The sequence below is a fragment of the Thermus sp. 2.9 genome (assembly GCF_000794385.1).
GTDB lineage: Bacteria > Deinococcota > Deinococci > Deinococcales > Thermaceae > Thermus > Thermus thalpophilus.
In genome coordinates this window covers 1-15,558 of the sequence record NZ_JTJB01000014.1, presented here as the reverse complement: position 1 = coordinate 15,558, position 15,558 = coordinate 1, and the positions used below count along the sequence as shown (strand labels likewise).

Here is a 15,558-nt window from a genome sequence, read left to right as displayed (position 1 = left end):
GCCAAGGCGAGGCCGTAGCCCCGCCCCGCGCCCCGGCCGCTCGCCCCGGGGAGGAAAGGGGTCTCCCTCCCCTCGGGAAGGCCCGGCCCGTCGTCCAGAACCTCCACCTTAAGGCCTTCCTCCTCCAGGAAGCGGAGACCCACCTTGCTTTGGGCCGCCTCGAGGGCGTTCTCCAGCAGGTGGCCGAGGATGCTCGCCAGGCTCTCCCCTATGGAGGCGTAGCGGGCGGGGAGTCTCCCTTCAAGGCGGAAGCCTAGGCCCCGCTCCCTGGCCCGGCGCAGCTTGCCGAGCAGAAGGGCGGCCACCAAGGGCACCTCTATTCCGCGGAGAAGGCTTTCCAGCGCCTTCTCGGCGGCGAGCTCTCCTTGCACGAGGCGCAGGGCTTCTTCCACCTGCCCGAGTTCCAGGAGCCCGCCGATGACATGGAGGAGGTTTTGGAACTCATGGGCCTGGGCCCTAAGGAGCTCCAGGTGGCGCCGGCTTTGGGTGAGCTCCTCCGCCAGGCGCAGGAGCTCTGCCTGCTCCTGGAAGAGGGCGATCCGCCGGTCCCCAAACCCCAGAAGCCGCACCCGGCCCGGGCGGCCTGTGGGCAGGGGCAGGTAGGCCTCGCCCTCCTCGAGGCGGTCCGCCAAGGCGGGCCACACCCGCCGCAAGGGGAGAGGGGGCAGGGCTCCTGGGGGGAGGCCCAGGAGGGCCAGCCCCTTGGGGTTGAGGAGGTGGCTCCCCATCTGGGGGGTTTCTGGGGGCGGGGCGGTGGGGTAAGCCCCGCTCCCTCGGCTTCCCCTCTTTAATCCCTGCTTTCACTTTTTCCTCCCCCACCCCCCAAACCCGAGCCTTCCAACTCTCATGAGGAGGGGTCAAAGCGTCGGGAATGGTGCGGAGAAGGGAATAGAGAAGGAGAGGAGGAGGAAGCGAAGGGAAGGAGCGGGGTGGGGTTGGGTTGTGGTTGAGGGGGGGGTGATAAGATGGTAGTGAGGATGAGAGAAGGGCTTGGGCTGGAGGTGTGGGACCACCCCGAGGAGAGGAGGCGGGTGGTGGGGGAGGCGTTGGCGCGCTGGGACGAGGCGCTCCTCAAGGAGGCCCTCTGGGCCTACCTGGTGCGGCACCGCAAAAAGCCCGACCGGGTGGCCCCCCATTACGTGGGCTACTTCGTCCGCTGGCTCGCCCTAAAGGGGAGGCGGTGGCCCCATCTGGAGCCCGAGGACCCCAAGGCCTTCCTCCTGGAGGCCAAGGAGAAGGGCTTCCCCGGAGGGGAGCGGGGACCCATGGCCTGGAGCACCGTGGAGCGGGCCCGGGCGAGCCTCAGGCACCTCTTCCCCTTCCTGGACTGGGCCGGGCATCCCATGCCCTCCCATGTGCGCCTCCCCTCCCGCCAGGAGCTCCCCGTGGTCGCCCCCTCCCGGGCCATGCCCGAGGAGGCCTACCAGGACCTCCTGGAGAAGGCCGGGGCCTATCCCCTCGCCTACTGGCGTCCCCTCCTCCGGGTCCTCCTCGTCCTCCTCGGAGAAGTTGGCCTCACGGTGAAGGAGGCCGTGGAGCTCTGGCAGGAGGACGTCCGGGAGAAGGTCCTCCTGGTGCGGGGGGCCAAGCTCCGGGAGGTCCCCCTCTCCCCTCTCGCCCGGGAGGTCCTCGCCGACTGGCTCCCCCAGAGGGCCTTCCTCGCCTCCCACCAGCCCCTCCCCTACCCCCACCTCCTCCTCAAGCCCGCCCCGGGGAAGAACCGAGGGAAGCCCCTTGGCCTGGAGGAGGCCAAGTGGATCCTGACCGAGTTCGCGGACTTCGCCGGGGTGAAGGCGGAGGGCAAGCGGCGGGCCGACCTCGCCCTCCCCTTGCGCTGGCGGGCCATCCGCCGCTTCCTCAAAGAAGGCCACCCCAGGGAGAAGGTGGCCTACTGGACCGGGATGAAGAGCCTGGTGGTGCCGGGGTGGGGGGAGGAGTGAAGTGCGCTTCGCGTTCCCAAAAACCCGTCGCTCCCGGGGATTACCCCCCTCCCCCGGGCTTGGGGTCTTTGGGTCCCAAGCCGGGGGTTGTCCGGGCAAGAGGCCTGCCCCAGCCCCCCGTCTACCTCCACCCCGCCGTCCTCCACGCGCTTCAGGAAGTCCCCCCCACCGCCACGAGCCCCTCCCCGGCGAAGGGCCTGAGGGCCATGGGCCCCACGGCCAAACCTTTAAGCGCCTCCGTCTTGGCCGCCTTCATAGCTCCCCCTTGAGAAAGGCCCGCACCAGGCGGTGGAAGGTCGCCGCCTGCTCGATCTGCACCCAGTGGCTCGTCCGCCCCAGAAGGACCAGGTGGGCGTTCGGCAGGTGCTCCATGAGGTAGAGGCTCGTCTCTATGGGCACGATCCCGTCCCGGTATCCGTGGAGGATGAGGACGGGGTGGTCCATCCGCTTGAGGGCCGAGGGAGGCACCACCAGCTGGTCAATGGCCTCCTGCCTCGGCCTCGGCCACATGGCCTCAAAGCTCCGACGCACCTCCGGCCTCAGGGCGGCCTCCAGGCGCATCCGGGCGATCTCCTCGAGGCGGTCCCTGACGAACCCCTCGTCAAAGGCGAACCAGCGGATGGCGTTCCTCATGGCGCTTAAGGTGGGGTCCTCGTAGAAGCCCCAGATGCGGTCCAGCTCCGGGGTCTGGCGGAAAGGCCCCCCCGCAGGCCCCATGAGGACCACCCTCCCGAAGCGCTCCGGGGCCTCCATGAGGAGGTGGAGGGCGATGGCCCCCCCGAGGGAGTTCCCCACCAGGTGGGCCCGCTCCAGCCCCAGGGCGTCCAAAAGCCCCAGGAGCTGGTCCACCCAGAGCCGCATCCAGGCCCTCGCCCCCCGGGGGGGCGGCTCGGGGTGGGTGCTCTCCCCGTAGCCCACAAGGTCCGGGGCCAGGCAGAGGAAGTCCCGCCCCAGCTCCGGCAGGGCCAGCTGCCAGTTGGAAAGCCCCGTGGCCCCCGGCCCCGAGCCGTGGATGAAGAGGACCGCCTCCCCCTCGCCCGACCGGTGGAGGTGGGTTAGGAAGGGTCCCGTGGCGACCTTGACGCTTTCCATGTCTACCTCCTTGACGCTTTCCATGTCTACCTCCTTAGGCCCACCGCGAAGGGCTTTGGGCCTCATCCCCCTTCGGCGCCTCCTCCAGGACGAAGACCCTAAGCCGCCCCTTGGGGGTGCCGAGGACCTCCTGGAAGATGGCCTCGGCCTCCTCCTTCAGGGCCTCCCTCTCCTCCCGGGTGAGGGGCTTCTCCCGGGAGACTAAAACCTCCAGCATGGGCACGAAGACCACCCCCTAGGCGAAGCGCAGGGAAAGGGCCCTCCCCCCCGTCCCCACCAGGGTGAAGAGGTCCCCCGGGCCTGCGGGCTGCACCGGGGCCCAGGCCCCGGACATCACGATGTCCCCGGGCTCCAGGGCCACCCCGAAGGCGGCGAGGGTGTTGGCGAGCCAGGCCACGGCCCGCGCCGGGTGGCCGAGGCAGGCCGCCCCCGCCCCCTGGGCCGCGGGTTCCCCGTTCTTGTAAAGCACCAGGCCCAAGGCGGAGAGGTCCTCCTCCAGAAGGGCCTTCTCCCAAGGCCCCACCACGAACCCCCCATAGGAGGCGTTGTCGGCGATGGTGTCCTCAATGCGGATCCGCCAATCGCGGATCCTGGAGTCCACGATCTCTATGGCGAAGGCCACGGCCTCCGTGGCGGCGAGCACCTCCTGGGGCGTGACCCCGGGGCCCTCCAGCCTCCTCCCGATGAGAAAGGCGAGCTCCCCCTCCACCCGGGGCTGGAGGAAGAGGCGGGCCTCCACCTCCACCCGCTCCCCCACGCCAAAGAAGCGGCTTTCCCAAAGGTTGCCGAAGTCGGGCTGGTCCACCCCGAGCTGCTCCTGCACCGCCTTGGAGGTGAGGCCGATCTTCCGGCCCACCACCCGGTCCCCCTTCCCTAGGCGCAGGGCGTTCCAGGCCTCCTGCACCCGGTAGGCGGCCTCTATTCCCTTGAGGCCCCGGTCGGAGAGGAGCTCTATGGGCCTCCGCTCCTCCCAGGCCCGTTCCAGTTCCTCGGCGAAGGTTTCCGGGCGCATGGCTCTCCTAGCGGTTGGCGATGCAGACGTTCTTGGTCTCGTAGTAGAACTCGTAGCCGTAGTGGCCGCCCTCCCGGCCGATCCCCGACTGCTTGGCCCCGCCGAAGGGCACCCGGAGGTCCCGCACGAACCAGTCGTTCACCCAGACCGTGCCCACCTCCAGGGCCTCGGAGACCCGCACCGCCTGGCCCACGTCCCGGGTCTGGACGATGGCGTTCAGGCCGTAGGGGGTGTTGTTGGCGAGTTCAATGGCCTCCTCCTCCGTGTCAAAGGGCATCACCACCACCATGGGCCCGAAGATCTCCTCCTGGCAGACCCGGTCTGTGGGCTTCACGTCCACCACCACCGTGGGCTCCAGGAAGTAGCCCTTGTCAAAGGGGTGGGGAAGCTCAGGGCGCCTGCCCCCGGTGAGGATGGTGGCGGTTTCCCGGGCGATTTCCACGTAGGACATGACCTTGTTCAGGTGCTCCTCGGCGATCAGAGCCCCCATGCGGGTCTCAGGGTCCAGGGGGTCCCCCACCTTGAGGGAGCGGGCCGCCGCCACCAGCTTCTCCAGGAAGGGCTCGTAGATGGAGCGCTGGACGAGGAGCCTCGAGCCCGCCAGGCAGACCTCCCCCTGGTTGAAGAAGCTCGCCCGCATCGTCACCTCCACCGCCCGCTCCAGGTCAGCGCTTTCAAAGATGAGGTTAGGGGATTTCCCCCCGAGCTCCATGGAAAGCCGCTTCAGGGTGTCCGAGGCGTTTTTCATGATGATCTTCCCCGTGGTGGTCTCCCCGGTGAAGGAGATGAGGCGCACGTCGGGGTGCTTGGTGAGGAGCTCCCCGGCGGAGTCCGGTCCGAAGCCGTGGACCACGTTGAAGACCCCGGGGGGAAGCCCTGCCTCGTGGGCGCACCGGGCGAGGAGCCAGGCCCCCAAGGGGGTGAACTCCGCGGGCTTCAGGATGGCGGTGTTCCCGAAGGCCAGGGTGGGCCCGATCTTCCAGGTGGCGAGCATGCTGGGCATGTTCCATGGGGTGATGAGGGCCGCCACCCCCACGGGGAAGCGGAGGACGTAGTTGATGTAGCCGTTTTCCATGGGGTAGGCCTCGGAGCCGTGGGTCACGGCGAAGTCGGCGAAGAACTCGATGTTGTTGGCCATCCGGTCCACGTACCCCAGGCGGTTCTCGTGGATGGGCCGGCCCACGTCCAAGGTCTCCAAGACCTCAAAGACCGGCTTGTACTCCCGGATCTTCTCCGCGAAGCGGCGGAGGTAGGGACGGCGCTGGCTCGGCGGCATCTTGCTCCACTTCTTGAAGGCCTCCTTGGCCGCGGCCACCGCCTGCTCCACCTCTTTTTCCCGCCCCTCGGGGGCGGTGCCGATCACCTCCCCCGTGGCCGGGTAGACCACGGGGAAGAAGTTTTCCCCCCGCACGAACTCCCCCCCGATGTAGTGGGTGACCTCGAGGGGAAGCCGGAAGGGAAAGCCCAAAGCCTCAAGCCGCTCCACCGTCTCCTTGTAGATCTTGGGTTCCACCATGGCGCACCTCCTACACCACCCGGGCGAGGAGCACGTCCCCCCCGCCCCAGACCTCCAGGACGCCCCGCGCGAGGGGCACCGCCTGGGCCGGGGAGCCCAGGAAGACCACCTGGCCCGCCCGAAGCCCCCCGACCCTCTCCGCAAGCCAAAGGAGCCTCCTCCCCGGGTCCCCCAGGGCCTCCACGGGACCCTCGGCCACCTTCTCCCCGTTCAGGTAGACCCGGAGGCTTCCCTGGGGAAGCCGGGAGAAGCGCCTCCTTCCCAAGAGGAAGCCGCCCCCGGAGGTGTTGTCCGCCACCACCTCGGGGAGGGTGAAGCGGTAGCCCTCCCACACCGAGTCCAGCACGTCCACGGCAAGGAAGTACCCCCCCACCGCCCGATAGGCCTCCCCCACGGAGGCCCCGGGGGGCAGGTCCTCCTTCAGGACCACGGCCACCTCGGGCTCGAGGCGGGGCTGGATAAAGGCCTCCAGGACCACCCGCTCCAGGAGCATCCCCGGGTGCACCCGGCCGAAGATGGGTTCGGCGATCCCCATCTGCCGCTGCTTGGCCTCGGAGACCAGGCCCAGCTTGTAGCCCTTGAGGGGCCCGGGGAAGAGGGCTTCCTGGATGCGGTAGGCCTCCTCCAGGCCCACCCCCCAGTCCCGCCCGCCGGAAAGGGTCCTCCTCTCCGCGCGGGCCTTCTCTACCGCCTCAAGAAGCGTCATGTCCCCTCCTTGTCCGAGAAGAGCACGCCCCCCGCCGCCCACTGGTCCCGGCGCACCTCGTAGAGGATCACCCGCACCTCCTCGTAGGGCTCGCCGAGGAGGCGGGAAGCCATCTCCGTGAGCCTCCGCACCAGCTCCCGCTTCTTCTCGGGGGGGCGGCCCTCCAGTAGGGTCACCTTGAGGACCACCATCAGAACCTCCGCACCAGGTAAGCCCCGAGGAGCACCAGCAAGAGGCCGAGGAGGCGGGGGAGGTTCACGGGATGGCGGGCGTAGAGGAGACCCAGGTGCTCCAGGAGGAGGGAGGCGAGAAGCTGCCCGGCGATCACCAGGGCGAAGGTGAGAAGGGGTCCAAGCCTGGGCGCCAGGACGATCACGGAAACCACGTATACCGCTCCAAGAAGCCCTCCCACATACACCCACCCGGGGGCCTGGAGCATCCGGCCCCAGGGCCAGGAGGGCCCTGTGAGGAGAAGGGCCAGAAGGAAGAGGGCCAGGGTGCCCACGGCGAAGGAGACCAGGGCCGAGCGCACAGGCCCCCCCACCACCCGGGCGAGCTCGGCGTTGACCCCCGCCTGCAAGGGGAGGACCGCCCCCGCTAAGAGGGCCAGGAGGACCCAGGCTCCCACTAGCCCCACCCCCTCTCAGGCCCGCCTGCGGCTGTAGAGGTAGGCCAGGCCCCCCCAGGGAGGAAGGGCCCTGTGCAGGTTGGGGGGAAGAAGCTCCTCCGCCTCCGCACGGCAGCGGGAGCAGACCATAAGGAGCCCCGTGTGCCCCGCGGCGGTGTAGTAGTAGAGGTGGTCCCGCCCTTCCCGCCAGGTGAGGGCTCGCCCGCAGAGGTCGCAGCGGGGAGGGGAAAGGTCCCAGCCCTTTTCCATGGCCTCATCATGGCCGCTTCCTCACCTCCTTTTGCGCCCTAAGCCACATTAACCCCACTCTCCCAGCCGGCCGTACCGGCCCGCGTAGTAGAGGAGGGGCCTCCCTTCCCGCCAGGAGAGGTACTCCACCTCCCCCAGGAAGAGGGTGTGGTCCCCCCCGGGGTAGACCGCCACCACCCGGGCCGCCACCTGAGCCAGGGCCCCCTTCAGGAGGGGCACCCCCGCCCGCTCCTCAAAGGCGATCTCCAGCCCCTCCTGGGGACGGCCCGCGAAGTGGTCGGAAAGGGCCCGTTGCTCCTCGGCGAGAACGCTCACCCCGTAGCGGCCCGCCCGCTCCAAAACGGGCTTCGTCCGGGAGCGGTTGTCCAGGGAAACCAGGACCAGGGGAGGGTCCAGGGAGACGGACATGAAGGCGTTGGCCGTGAGCCCCCTGGGGTTTCCCCCCTCGTCGTAGGCGGAGACCACCGTCACCCCCGTGGCGAAGCGCCCCAGGGTCCTGCGGAACTCCGTGGGATCGATCACGCCAAACCTCCGTGGGCCTCGGCGAGCTTAAGGATGGCGGTCCAGTCCTCCTCCCCCATCCCCCGGGCCACCCCCTCCAGCATCCGGTCCAAAAGCAGGTGGGCAAGGGGCATGGGGGTGTGGGTGGTGTCCGCCGCCTGGTGGATGAGGCGCACGTCCTTGAGCCCAAGGCGCAAAGCAAAGCCCGGAGGCGTAAAGCGCCGCTCCAAAAGAATGCGGCCGTAGTTCTCGTAAACCGGTGAGCGGAAAAAGGCCCGCACCACCTCGTAAAAAGCCTCCCGCTTCACCCCGTTCTTCTCCACCAGCACGTAGGCCTCGGAAAGGGCCTCTAGCATGGCCGCGATGAGGAAGTTCCCCCCAAGCTTCACCGCGTGGGCCTGGTAAGGACGCTCCCCCACCACGTGGACCTCCTGGCCCAAGGCCGAAAGAATAGGCCTCGTCTCCTCCACGTCCCTGGCCTCCCCCGCCACCACGATGCGGAGCGCTCGGGAGGCCGCCGCCTCGGGCCTCCCAAAGACGGGGGCCGCCAGGTAGCGCCGCCCCGCCGCCTTGTGCCGTTCCTCCAAAGCGCGGGAGTAGGGCACCCCCAGGGTGCTCATGGCGATGTGGAGCCCCCCCTCGGGAAGCCCCTCCAGGATCTCCCCTAGGACGGCCTCCGTGGCGGCGTCGTCCGCCAGCATGGTGATGACCAGGCCCGTTCCCGCCGCCTCCTTAGGGCTTCCCACCAGGACAAGGCCCTCCGCCTCCTTGGGCGTGCGGTTCCAGGCCAGAACCTCGTAGCCCGCCTTCGCCAGGTTCTGGGCCATGGGCAGGCCCATGCGCCCAAGGCCGATAAACCCTACGCGCCTCATGGCCTCCCCCTAGTCCGCGAGGGCCCCCGCCTCCTTCTCCTTGAGCTCCAGGGCCACCCGCAGGATCCAGTCCTCCTGCCCCGCCACCGCCTGGCGGCGACCGAGTTCCAGGAGGATGGCCAAGGGGTCCACGCCCAGTTCCTTCCCGATCCTCTTGGCGTGGAGGAGGAAGGTGGAGTAGACCCCGGCGTAGCCGATGGCCACGGAGTCCCGGTCGGGGTAGGGCTGGAAGTGGAGGATGGGCCCCATGACGTACTCGGCGGCGTCCAGGAGCTTGAAGACGTCCAGCCCTGGGTTGAGCCCCGCCTTGTCCAAGACGGCGGCCAGGACCTCCAAGGGGGCGTTCCCCGCCCCCGCCCCGTAGCCCCTTAGGGTGGCGTCCACCCAGTCCGCCCCCGCGGCCAGGGCCGCCAGGGTGTTCCCGATGGCGAGGCCCAGGTTGTTGTGGGCGTGGAACCCCACCTTGGCCCGGGAGAGGGCCTCCTTCAGGGCCTTCACCCGGGCGTAGGCGTCCTCCGGGAGCATGGCCCCCGCCGAGTCCACGATGTAGACCACGTCCGCCCCGTAGGACTCCATGAGGCGGGCCTGCTCCGCGAGGAACTCGGGAGGGCGCATGTGGCTCATCATGAGGAAGCCCACCGCCTCTAAGCCCATCTCCTTGGCCATGCCGAAGTGCTGCTCGGAGATGTCCGCCTCGGTGCACTGGGTGGCGATGCGGACCATCTGGATCCCCGCCTCCACCGCCTCCTTGAGCTCCTTCCGGGTGCCGATCCCGGGAAGGAGGAGGGCCGCCACCTTGGCCCGCCGCACCGTCTCCCGCACCGCGCGGATGAGTTCCATCTCGTCCGTGCGGGAGAAGCCGTACTGGAGGGAGCTCCCCCCAAGCCCGTCCCCGTGGGAGACCTCTATGGCGTAGACCCCCGCCTCGTCCAGGGCCTGGGCGATGGCCCGGGCCTCTTCCACCGTGTACTGGTGCCGGTGGGCGTGGGAGCCGTCCCGCAGGGTGGTGTCCACCACCACCGGGGGCTTGGCCGTGGAAAGGTCCCAGTTCACGCCACCACCTCCTCCACGGGCTTCCCCAGGAGGTGCTGGGCGAAGACCTCCCCCACCCTCCGGGCAGAAGCCGTCATGATGTCCAGGTTGCCGGCGTATTTGGGCAAATAGTCCCCCGCCCCCTCCACCTCCAGGAGCATGGAGACCACGGTGCGCTCCCCCCAGGGGGTGGGAAGCCTCTCAAACACCGGGTCCGCCTTCAGGCGGTAGCCGGGCACGTAGGCCTGGACCTCCCGCTCCATGGCCCGGACGCTCGCCACCACGGCCTCCCGGTCAAAGCCCTCGTCCTCGGGGATGCAGCGCACGGTGTTGGTCATGATGATGGGGGGTTCCGCCGGGTTCAGGATGATGATGGCCTTCCCCTTCTTGGCCCCCCCGATGGCCTCCAGGCCCCGGGCAGTGGTGAAGGTGAACTCGTCGATGTTCTGCCGGGTGCCGGGGCCCGCGGAGCGGGAGGCCACCGTGGAGACCATCTCCGCGTAGCGCACGGGGGCCACCCGGTGCACCGCGTAGACCAGGGGGATGGTGGCCTGCCCACCGCAGGTGATGAGGTTCACGTTGTCCTTGTCCAGGTGTTCCTTCAGGTTCACCGGGGGCACCACGTAAGGGCCCCGGGCCGCCGGGGTGAGGTCTATGGCGATCTTCCCCGCCTCCCTCAGGAGCTTGGCGTGGCGCAGGTGGGCCTTGGCGCTGGTGGCGTCAAAGACGATCTTGATCTCCGGCCTCTCCAGGATGTAGGCGATCCCTTCGTGGCTCGCCTCTAACCCCAAGGCCCGCGCCCGGGCCAGGCCCTCGGACTTGGGGTCTATCCCCACCACCGCCACAAGCTCCATGTGGCCCGGGTTCTTCAGGAGCTTGTACATCAGGTCCGTCCCGATGTTGCCGGAGCCCAGGATGGCTACCTTAACCCTTTCGGACATAACCTCTCCTCCCTCTCGCCTCCTCGTAACCTAAGGCCTCGGAGATCTCCTTGGCCGCTTCCACGATGACGTTCCGGTAGGCCTGCTTCATCTCCAAAAACCGGTACTTGGGGACGGAAAAGCTCAGGGCGGCTATCACCTCCCCCGTGTGGTCCCGGATGGCGGCCGCCACGCAGCAGAGGTCGGGAAGGTACTCCTCCAGATCGTAGGCGTAGCCCCGCTCCCGCACCCCCCTGAGCTCGGAAAGGAGTTCCTCCAGGGTGGTGATGGTGTTGGGGGTGAGGGCGGGCAAACCGTGGGTCCTGACAACGGCGATCACCTCCTTCTCGCTCAGGCCGCTCAGGAGGACCTTGCCAAGGGCAGAGGCGTGAGCGTAGAGGTAGGCGCCCACGCCGGTGATGTTCACCTGAATGGCCCGGTTCCCTTGCTGTTTCTCCAGGTAGAGCACCCTGCCCCGCTCCAACACCGCCAGGTGCACGGTCTCACCGTAGAGCTCGGCCAGGCGGGCCATGCGGGGGCGGGCCTCGAGGCGAAGGGGAACCGACTCCATGAGAACGCGGTTGAGCAGGGGAATGCGCCAGCCCAGGCGGTACCGCCCCGAGGGCAGGCGGTGGAGTACCCCCCCCTCCACCAAGGAGCAGAGGAGACCATGCACGGTGGCCTTGGGAAGCCCCAGGGCCTGGGCGAGCTCCGTGACCCCCCACTCGGGACGCTCCTCGGTGAAGAGGTCCAAGAGCTCTATGGCCTTCTTGACGCTCCGGATTACCTTCGGCACGGTCCTCAAGCGGTAGCGTAGTCCTTTTGGGGTAAACCCCACAACAAGTATGTTCGCCATAACCGAACAAAGGCTCGCCGCCGAAGTCCCGAACTCTGCTCAGCCGAAGGCGCTCCCGAGATTTGTCCCGTGATTTTGTAGCCGGGACCGAAGTTCCCGTTCGCCTTCAGCGAACCCGCCCCTTTGCGAAAGGGCCTCTTTCCTCTAAAGTCACTTAGCGAACCCCAAAGGGGGAAAGAAAGGAGGGTTTGGAATGAACGAGCAGGTGCATGCGCGGCTCAAGGCGCTGGCCCGGCCCATGACGGGCGAGGAGTACCTGGAGAGCCTCCGGGACGGCCGGGAGGTCTACTTCATGGGCGAGCGGGTGAAGGACGTGACCACCCACCCCGCCTTCCGCAACACCGCCCGCATGTTCGCCCGCTGGTACGACCGGCTGCACGAGCTCCACAAGGAGGACCTGGAGCGCTCTAAGGACCCCTCGGGCTGGAAGTGGACCGTGCCCACCGAGTCCGGCAACGGCTGGACCCACCCCTTCTTCGTGGGGCCCCGGAGCGCCGAGGACCTCCTCAAGGCCCGGGACACCATCGCCGAACTGCAACGGACGGTCTACGGCTGGGGCGGCCGCAGCCCCGACTACAAGGCGGCCTTCGTGGGCACCCTGGGGCCCAACGCCGAGTTCTACGCCCCCTACCAGGAAAACGCCCGCCGCTGGTACAAGGAAACCCAGGAAAAGCTCCTCTACTGGAACCACGCCATCGTCAACCCCCCCGTGGACCGGCACAAGCCCGTGGAGGAGGTGGGGGACGTCTACATGCACGTGGAGCGGGAGACGGACGCGGGCATCGTGGTCTCGGGGGCCAAGGTGGTGGCCACGGGGAGCGCCTTCACCCACGTGAACTTCATCGCCCACTACGGGCCCCTTCCCATCAAGGACAAGAAGTTCGCCCTCATCTTCGTGGTGCCCATGGACGCCAAGGGGGTCAAGCTCCTCTCCCGGGCCTCCTACGAGTTCATCGCCGCCAAGACAGGGAGCCCCTTTGACTACCCCCTCTCCAGCCGCCTGGACGAGAACGACGCCATCCTCGTCTTTGACAACGTGCTGGTGCCCTGGGAGAACGTCTTCGTCTACGGGGACGTGGAGAAGGTGAACGCCTTCTTCCCCCTCTCGGGCTTCGTCCACCGCTTCCCCTTCCAGGGGTGCACCCGCCTGGCGGTGAAGCTGGACTTCATCGCCGGCCTCACGATGAAGGCCCTGGACGTCACCGGGGCCTCCCAGTTCCGCGGCGTCCAGGCCCGACTGGGCGAGATCCTCACCTACCGCAACCTCTTCTGGGCCCTCACGGAGGCCATGGCCCGCGACCCCATGCCCTGGGTGGACGGGTACGTCCTGCCCAACCTCTGGGCGGGCCTCACCTACCGGGTGCTCGCCCCGGAGGTCTACCCCAAAGTCAAGGACATCATTGAGCGCGACCTGGCGAGCGCCCTCATCTACCTGCCCTCCCACGCCAAGGATTTCCAGAACCCCCAGATCCGGCGGTACCTGGACCAGTACGTGCGGGGCAACGGGGTGGACGCCGTCACCCGGGTAAAGATCATGAAGGCGCTTTGGGACGCCGTGGGCACGGAGTTCGGTGGCCGCCACGAGCTCTACGAGCGCAACTACGCTGGGAACCACGAGAACATCCGCATAGAGGCTCTGGGGGCGATGGAGGCCGCCGGGGTCAACGAGGCCCTCAGGGCCTTCGTGGACAAGTTCCTCGGGGAGTACGACCTGGAGGGCTGGAAGGTGCCTGACCTCATCAACCCCACGGAGGCCTAAGGTTCCTCCACGGCCGCGCCGGGGTCCTGAGGGCCCCGGCGTGTTCCTCGCATCCCGCTTGCGTTTGACTATAGCGAACACCACCCCGCCGTTCAACTCTTCATGCGGGATTTGACTATAGCGAACACCCCCCTTGCGCTTTACACTTTCAAGTACCTAGCATACAACTGGCCTCAAGGCCAAAACGAGGGAGGTAAACCATGAAGCCGGAGCCGATTTTTGACGTGCACCAGCTGGCCCACGTGGAGATCTACACCCCCAACCCCGAAGGGACCCTCTGGTTCTTCCGCGACCTCCTGGGCATGGAGGTCACGAAGCAGGAGGGGCAGTCCGTGTACATGCGGGCCTACGAGGACTGGTACCACCACACCCTGAAGATCACCGAGGCCCCCAAGCCCGGCCTGGGCCACGTGGCCTGGCGCACCAGCTCCCCCCAGGCCCTGGAACGCCGGGTGAAGGCCCTGGAGGCCACGGGCCTTGGCAAGGGCTGGATTGACGGGGACCTCGGCCACGGGCCCGCCTACCGCTTCACCACCCCGGACGGGCACCCCATGGAGCTCCTCTGGGAGGTGGAGTACTACGAGCCCCCCGAGGACAAGAAGACCCCCCTCCTCAACCGTCCCCAGAAGCGGCCCCTGAGGGGCGTGCCCGTGCGCCGCCTGGACCACGTGAACCTCCTGGCCTCGGACGTCACCGTCAACAAGAACTTCATGATGGAGCACCTGGGCTTCCGCCTCCGGGAGCACATCGTCATGAAGGACGGCATCGAGGCCGGGGCCTGGATCAGCGTGAGCCCCCTGGTCCACGAGATCGCCTTCATGCGGGACGGCAAGAGGGCCAAGGGGCGTCTGCACCACATCTGCTACTGGTACGGCTACCCCCATGACCTGAACAACATCGCCGACGTCTTCCGCGAGGTAGGGATCAAGATCGAGGCCGGCCCCGGCAAGCACGGCATCAGCCAGGCCATGTTCATGTACGTCCTCGAGCCCGGCGGGAACCGGGTGGAGCTCTTCGGCGACCCCGGCTACCTCATCTTTGATCCCGACTGGAAGCCCATCAAGTGGACGGAGGAAACCCTCGAGGCCGGCATCATCTGGTACGGTAGCCCCCTGCCCGCCGAGTTCTTCCTCTACGGCACGCCGGATGTAGAAGAGCAGGTGGCGGCGGACTAGCAAGGTGCGGGTCGGGGGAAGGACCTATAACCCTATAACCTGGAAATCGTATACCTTCGTGTGCTACCTCATAGCTCCCCCCTAGCCATTTTCAAGAGCACCCGGCTACGGATGAGGTTGTGGACCAGCAGGATGAGGTTCACCCGGGCCACTAGACCCCAGTAGGACCGAACCTCTATCCGGTGAAGCCCCAAAGAGCGTACCATCACGCTAAACCGGGTCTCGATCCAGTTGCGTACCCTCCCCAACAAGCTACGCTGACGCGTGACCCACTCTCTCCACCCCGTCTCCACCACCTTTCCTCCCCTAAGCCGGTAGGAAGGTGTTTTGACCCCCTGGACCCAGCGGGTCACGCGTCAGCGTAGCTTGTACCCCCGGTCACCAAGGACCGCGGGCAAACCCTCCAGAAGCTCCCCTGCCCAGGTCTCCCGGGCATTCCCGGGAAGAAGAGTCCAACGAAAGAAGAGGCCCCGCTCGTTCATCACCGGCACAAGGACGTACCCGCCAAAGGCTCCCAGGGGACCCACCCCCACCGCGGCCTCAGGAAGAGAGAGGCCGTGGATACGGTGGCCGTGGGCCAGGGGGATGGGCTTGAGGTCTACCACCTGGAGCAGGCCTTGTCCCCCGGAGAGCTTTAAGGCGAGGTGGGCCAGCAGCCCATGAGCCTTCTGGAGGATCCGGTAGAAACGGGAGAGGTGGGGGAGGGAGGGGAAGTAAGCCTTCAGGGTAGTCTTGGCCGCGAGGTGGCCTTTGGCGAGGTCCTGGCCCTGGCTGCTTCCCCGTAGGGGAACATCTTGCGGAGGAGGAAGATGGCGAGGGCCAGGAGTTCGGCCAGGGTGGCCTTTTGGTGCTTTTGCTTTTTGGGGAGCTTGAAACCTTGAGCGACGAGGGCTTTGAGTTCGTCAGCAAGGTACGGGCTACGCCCGTGACCCACCCAAATGTAGGTAGCCACGATGAGGGTCTCTGCGTCAAGATGGTAGGTCAGCCAAAGGCTACGTTCTGGGGGTGCTCACGGTCTTGTGGCATAGCACCCCCTCTTTTTTCACACCCTGGGGGGACAGATCAAGTAGCACACGAAGGTATGTGTAGTTATGTGTAAGAGTCTGTGTACGGGGGGCATACCGCTCCTGAAGCATCTTCTCCAGCACCTCCTTCACCTCCGAGAACCCCTTTAGTTTCCGTTCTGCCCACCTCCCTTCCTGCCTCTCCGACTCCAGGTAAAGAAGCTTGTACACCGCCTCTTCCTTAGGAAACTTGTGGTCCCGCACCTTCGTCCCCCGGTCGTGTCAAGATTTATGTG

At 67.4% G+C, this 15,558-nt stretch carries 20 protein-coding genes and 1 pseudogene; 4 read left to right on the top strand and 17 right to left on the bottom strand.

The annotated features are described in order from the left end of the window. Positions 1-728, bottom strand: a 728-nt coding sequence (locus tag QT17_RS05175; protein ID WP_235283778.1) for a sensor histidine kinase, incomplete at its 3' end; no start/stop codon positions are given. A gap of 249 nt (positions 729-977) precedes the next feature. On the opposite strand from QT17_RS05175, the gene QT17_RS05170 reads away from it, so the two are divergent. Continuing rightward, entirely contained in the window at positions 978-1,940 is a 963-nt protein-coding gene (locus QT17_RS05170) for a recombinase XerD (RefSeq protein ID WP_039457326.1), read from the top strand. A 252-nt stretch (positions 1,941-2,192) separates the two neighbouring features. Here QT17_RS05170 and QT17_RS05165 read toward each other — a convergent pair whose 3' ends face one another. From QT17_RS05165 to QT17_RS05105, 13 genes are read right to left on the bottom strand one after another with little or no spacing between them, the layout of a single operon-like run. Continuing rightward, positions 2,193-3,056: an alpha/beta fold hydrolase gene (locus QT17_RS05165; protein ID WP_235283770.1), complete on the bottom strand. Its 864-nt coding sequence runs from the start codon at positions 3,054-3,056 to the stop codon at positions 2,193-2,195. A gap of 10 nt (positions 3,057-3,066) precedes the next feature. After that, positions 3,067-3,249 carry a hypothetical protein gene (locus QT17_RS05160; protein ID WP_011229071.1) on the bottom strand — a complete coding sequence of 61 codons (183 nt, stop codon included), beginning with the start codon at positions 3,247-3,249 and terminating at the stop codon, positions 3,067-3,069. Between the two features lie 18 nt (positions 3,250-3,267). Further along, positions 3,268-4,044 (bottom strand): 2-keto-4-pentenoate hydratase, encoded by a 777-nt coding sequence (locus QT17_RS05155; RefSeq protein WP_014632270.1) that lies wholly within the window; start codon positions 4,042-4,044, stop codon positions 3,268-3,270. 7 nt (positions 4,045-4,051) lie between these two features. Beyond that, positions 4,052-5,560 carry an aldehyde dehydrogenase gene (locus tag QT17_RS05150; protein ID WP_039457323.1) on the bottom strand — a complete coding sequence of 503 codons (1,509 nt, stop codon included), beginning with the start codon at positions 5,558-5,560 and terminating at the stop codon, positions 4,052-4,054. A 10-nt stretch (positions 5,561-5,570) separates the two neighbouring features. Next, positions 5,571-6,266 (bottom strand): 2-keto-4-pentenoate hydratase, encoded by a 696-nt coding sequence (locus tag QT17_RS05145; RefSeq protein WP_024119811.1) that lies wholly within the window; start codon positions 6,264-6,266, stop codon positions 5,571-5,573. Continuing rightward, positions 6,263-6,457 carry a tautomerase family protein gene (locus QT17_RS05140; RefSeq protein WP_011229067.1) on the bottom strand — a complete coding sequence of 65 codons (195 nt, stop codon included), beginning with the start codon at positions 6,455-6,457 and terminating at the stop codon, positions 6,263-6,265. The genes QT17_RS05145 and QT17_RS05140 overlap by 4 nt, the downstream gene beginning before the upstream one ends. Then, a complete protein-coding gene (locus QT17_RS05135) occupies positions 6,457-6,903 on the bottom strand; it encodes a DMT family transporter (RefSeq protein ID WP_039457316.1) in 447 nt (148 codons plus the stop codon). The genes QT17_RS05140 and QT17_RS05135 overlap by 1 nt, the downstream gene beginning before the upstream one ends. 6 nt (positions 6,904-6,909) lie before the next feature. Continuing rightward, positions 6,910-7,143 carry a hypothetical protein gene (locus QT17_RS05130; RefSeq protein WP_039457313.1) on the bottom strand — a complete coding sequence of 78 codons (234 nt, stop codon included), beginning with the start codon at positions 7,141-7,143 and terminating at the stop codon, positions 6,910-6,912. A gap of 48 nt (positions 7,144-7,191) precedes the next feature. After that, positions 7,192-7,665, bottom strand: a complete 474-nt coding sequence (locus QT17_RS05125) for a flavin reductase family protein (RefSeq protein ID WP_011229065.1) — start codon at positions 7,663-7,665, stop codon at positions 7,192-7,194. Beyond that, positions 7,662-8,516 carry an NAD(P)-dependent oxidoreductase gene (locus tag QT17_RS05120; RefSeq protein WP_039457306.1) on the bottom strand — a complete coding sequence of 285 codons (855 nt, stop codon included), beginning with the start codon at positions 8,514-8,516 and terminating at the stop codon, positions 7,662-7,664. The genes QT17_RS05125 and QT17_RS05120 overlap by 4 nt, the downstream gene beginning before the upstream one ends. Before the next feature lie 9 nt (positions 8,517-8,525). After that, the gene (gene dmpG, locus QT17_RS05115; protein WP_039457303.1) at positions 8,526-9,569 is read right to left on the bottom strand and encodes a 4-hydroxy-2-oxovalerate aldolase; all 1,044 of its coding nucleotides are present in this window, start codon (positions 9,567-9,569) and stop codon (positions 8,526-8,528) included. Next, the gene (locus QT17_RS05110) at positions 9,566-10,489 is read right to left on the bottom strand and encodes an acetaldehyde dehydrogenase (acetylating) (protein ID WP_039457299.1); all 924 of its coding nucleotides are present in this window, start codon (positions 10,487-10,489) and stop codon (positions 9,566-9,568) included. The genes dmpG and QT17_RS05110 overlap by 4 nt, the downstream gene beginning before the upstream one ends. Next, the gene (locus tag QT17_RS05105; protein WP_039457297.1) at positions 10,473-11,264 is read right to left on the bottom strand and encodes an IclR family transcriptional regulator; all 792 of its coding nucleotides are present in this window, start codon (positions 11,262-11,264) and stop codon (positions 10,473-10,475) included. The genes QT17_RS05110 and QT17_RS05105 overlap by 17 nt, the downstream gene beginning before the upstream one ends. 253 nt (positions 11,265-11,517) lie before the next feature. On the opposite strand from QT17_RS05105, the gene QT17_RS05100 reads away from it, so the two are divergent. Both QT17_RS05100 and QT17_RS05095 read left to right on the top strand, forming a co-directional pair. After that, positions 11,518-13,083: a 4-hydroxyphenylacetate 3-hydroxylase family protein gene (locus tag QT17_RS05100; protein ID WP_039457295.1), complete on the top strand. Its 1,566-nt coding sequence runs from the start codon at positions 11,518-11,520 to the stop codon at positions 13,081-13,083. A 200-nt stretch (positions 13,084-13,283) separates the two neighbouring features. Continuing rightward, positions 13,284-14,258, top strand: a complete 975-nt coding sequence (locus tag QT17_RS05095; protein ID WP_039457292.1) for a catechol 2,3-dioxygenase — start codon at positions 13,284-13,286, stop codon at positions 14,256-14,258. A gap of 68 nt (positions 14,259-14,326) precedes the next feature. Here the strand turns inward: QT17_RS05095 and QT17_RS14330 are convergent, their stop codons facing one another. Then, positions 14,327-14,464, bottom strand: coding sequence for a hypothetical protein (locus QT17_RS14330; RefSeq protein ID WP_169336162.1), 138 nt, complete (start codon positions 14,462-14,464; stop codon positions 14,327-14,329). 150 nt (positions 14,465-14,614) lie between these two features. After that, positions 14,615-14,863 (bottom strand): hypothetical protein, encoded by a 249-nt coding sequence (locus QT17_RS14325; RefSeq protein WP_081995777.1) that lies wholly within the window; start codon positions 14,861-14,863, stop codon positions 14,615-14,617. Between the two features lie 54 nt (positions 14,864-14,917). Here QT17_RS14325 and QT17_RS14715 point away from each other — a divergent pair, with 54 nt between their 5' ends. Continuing rightward, on the top strand, positions 14,918-15,043 hold the full coding sequence (locus QT17_RS14715) for a hypothetical protein (RefSeq protein ID WP_255347417.1): 126 nt from the start codon (positions 14,918-14,920) through the stop codon (positions 15,041-15,043). Between the two features lie 207 nt (positions 15,044-15,250). On the opposite strand, the pseudogene QT17_RS13255 reads toward QT17_RS14715, so the two are convergent. Continuing rightward, positions 15,251-15,538: pseudogene (locus QT17_RS13255) on the bottom strand (hypothetical protein); the annotation flags it as partial. Positions 15,539-15,558: the final 20 nt, after the last annotated feature.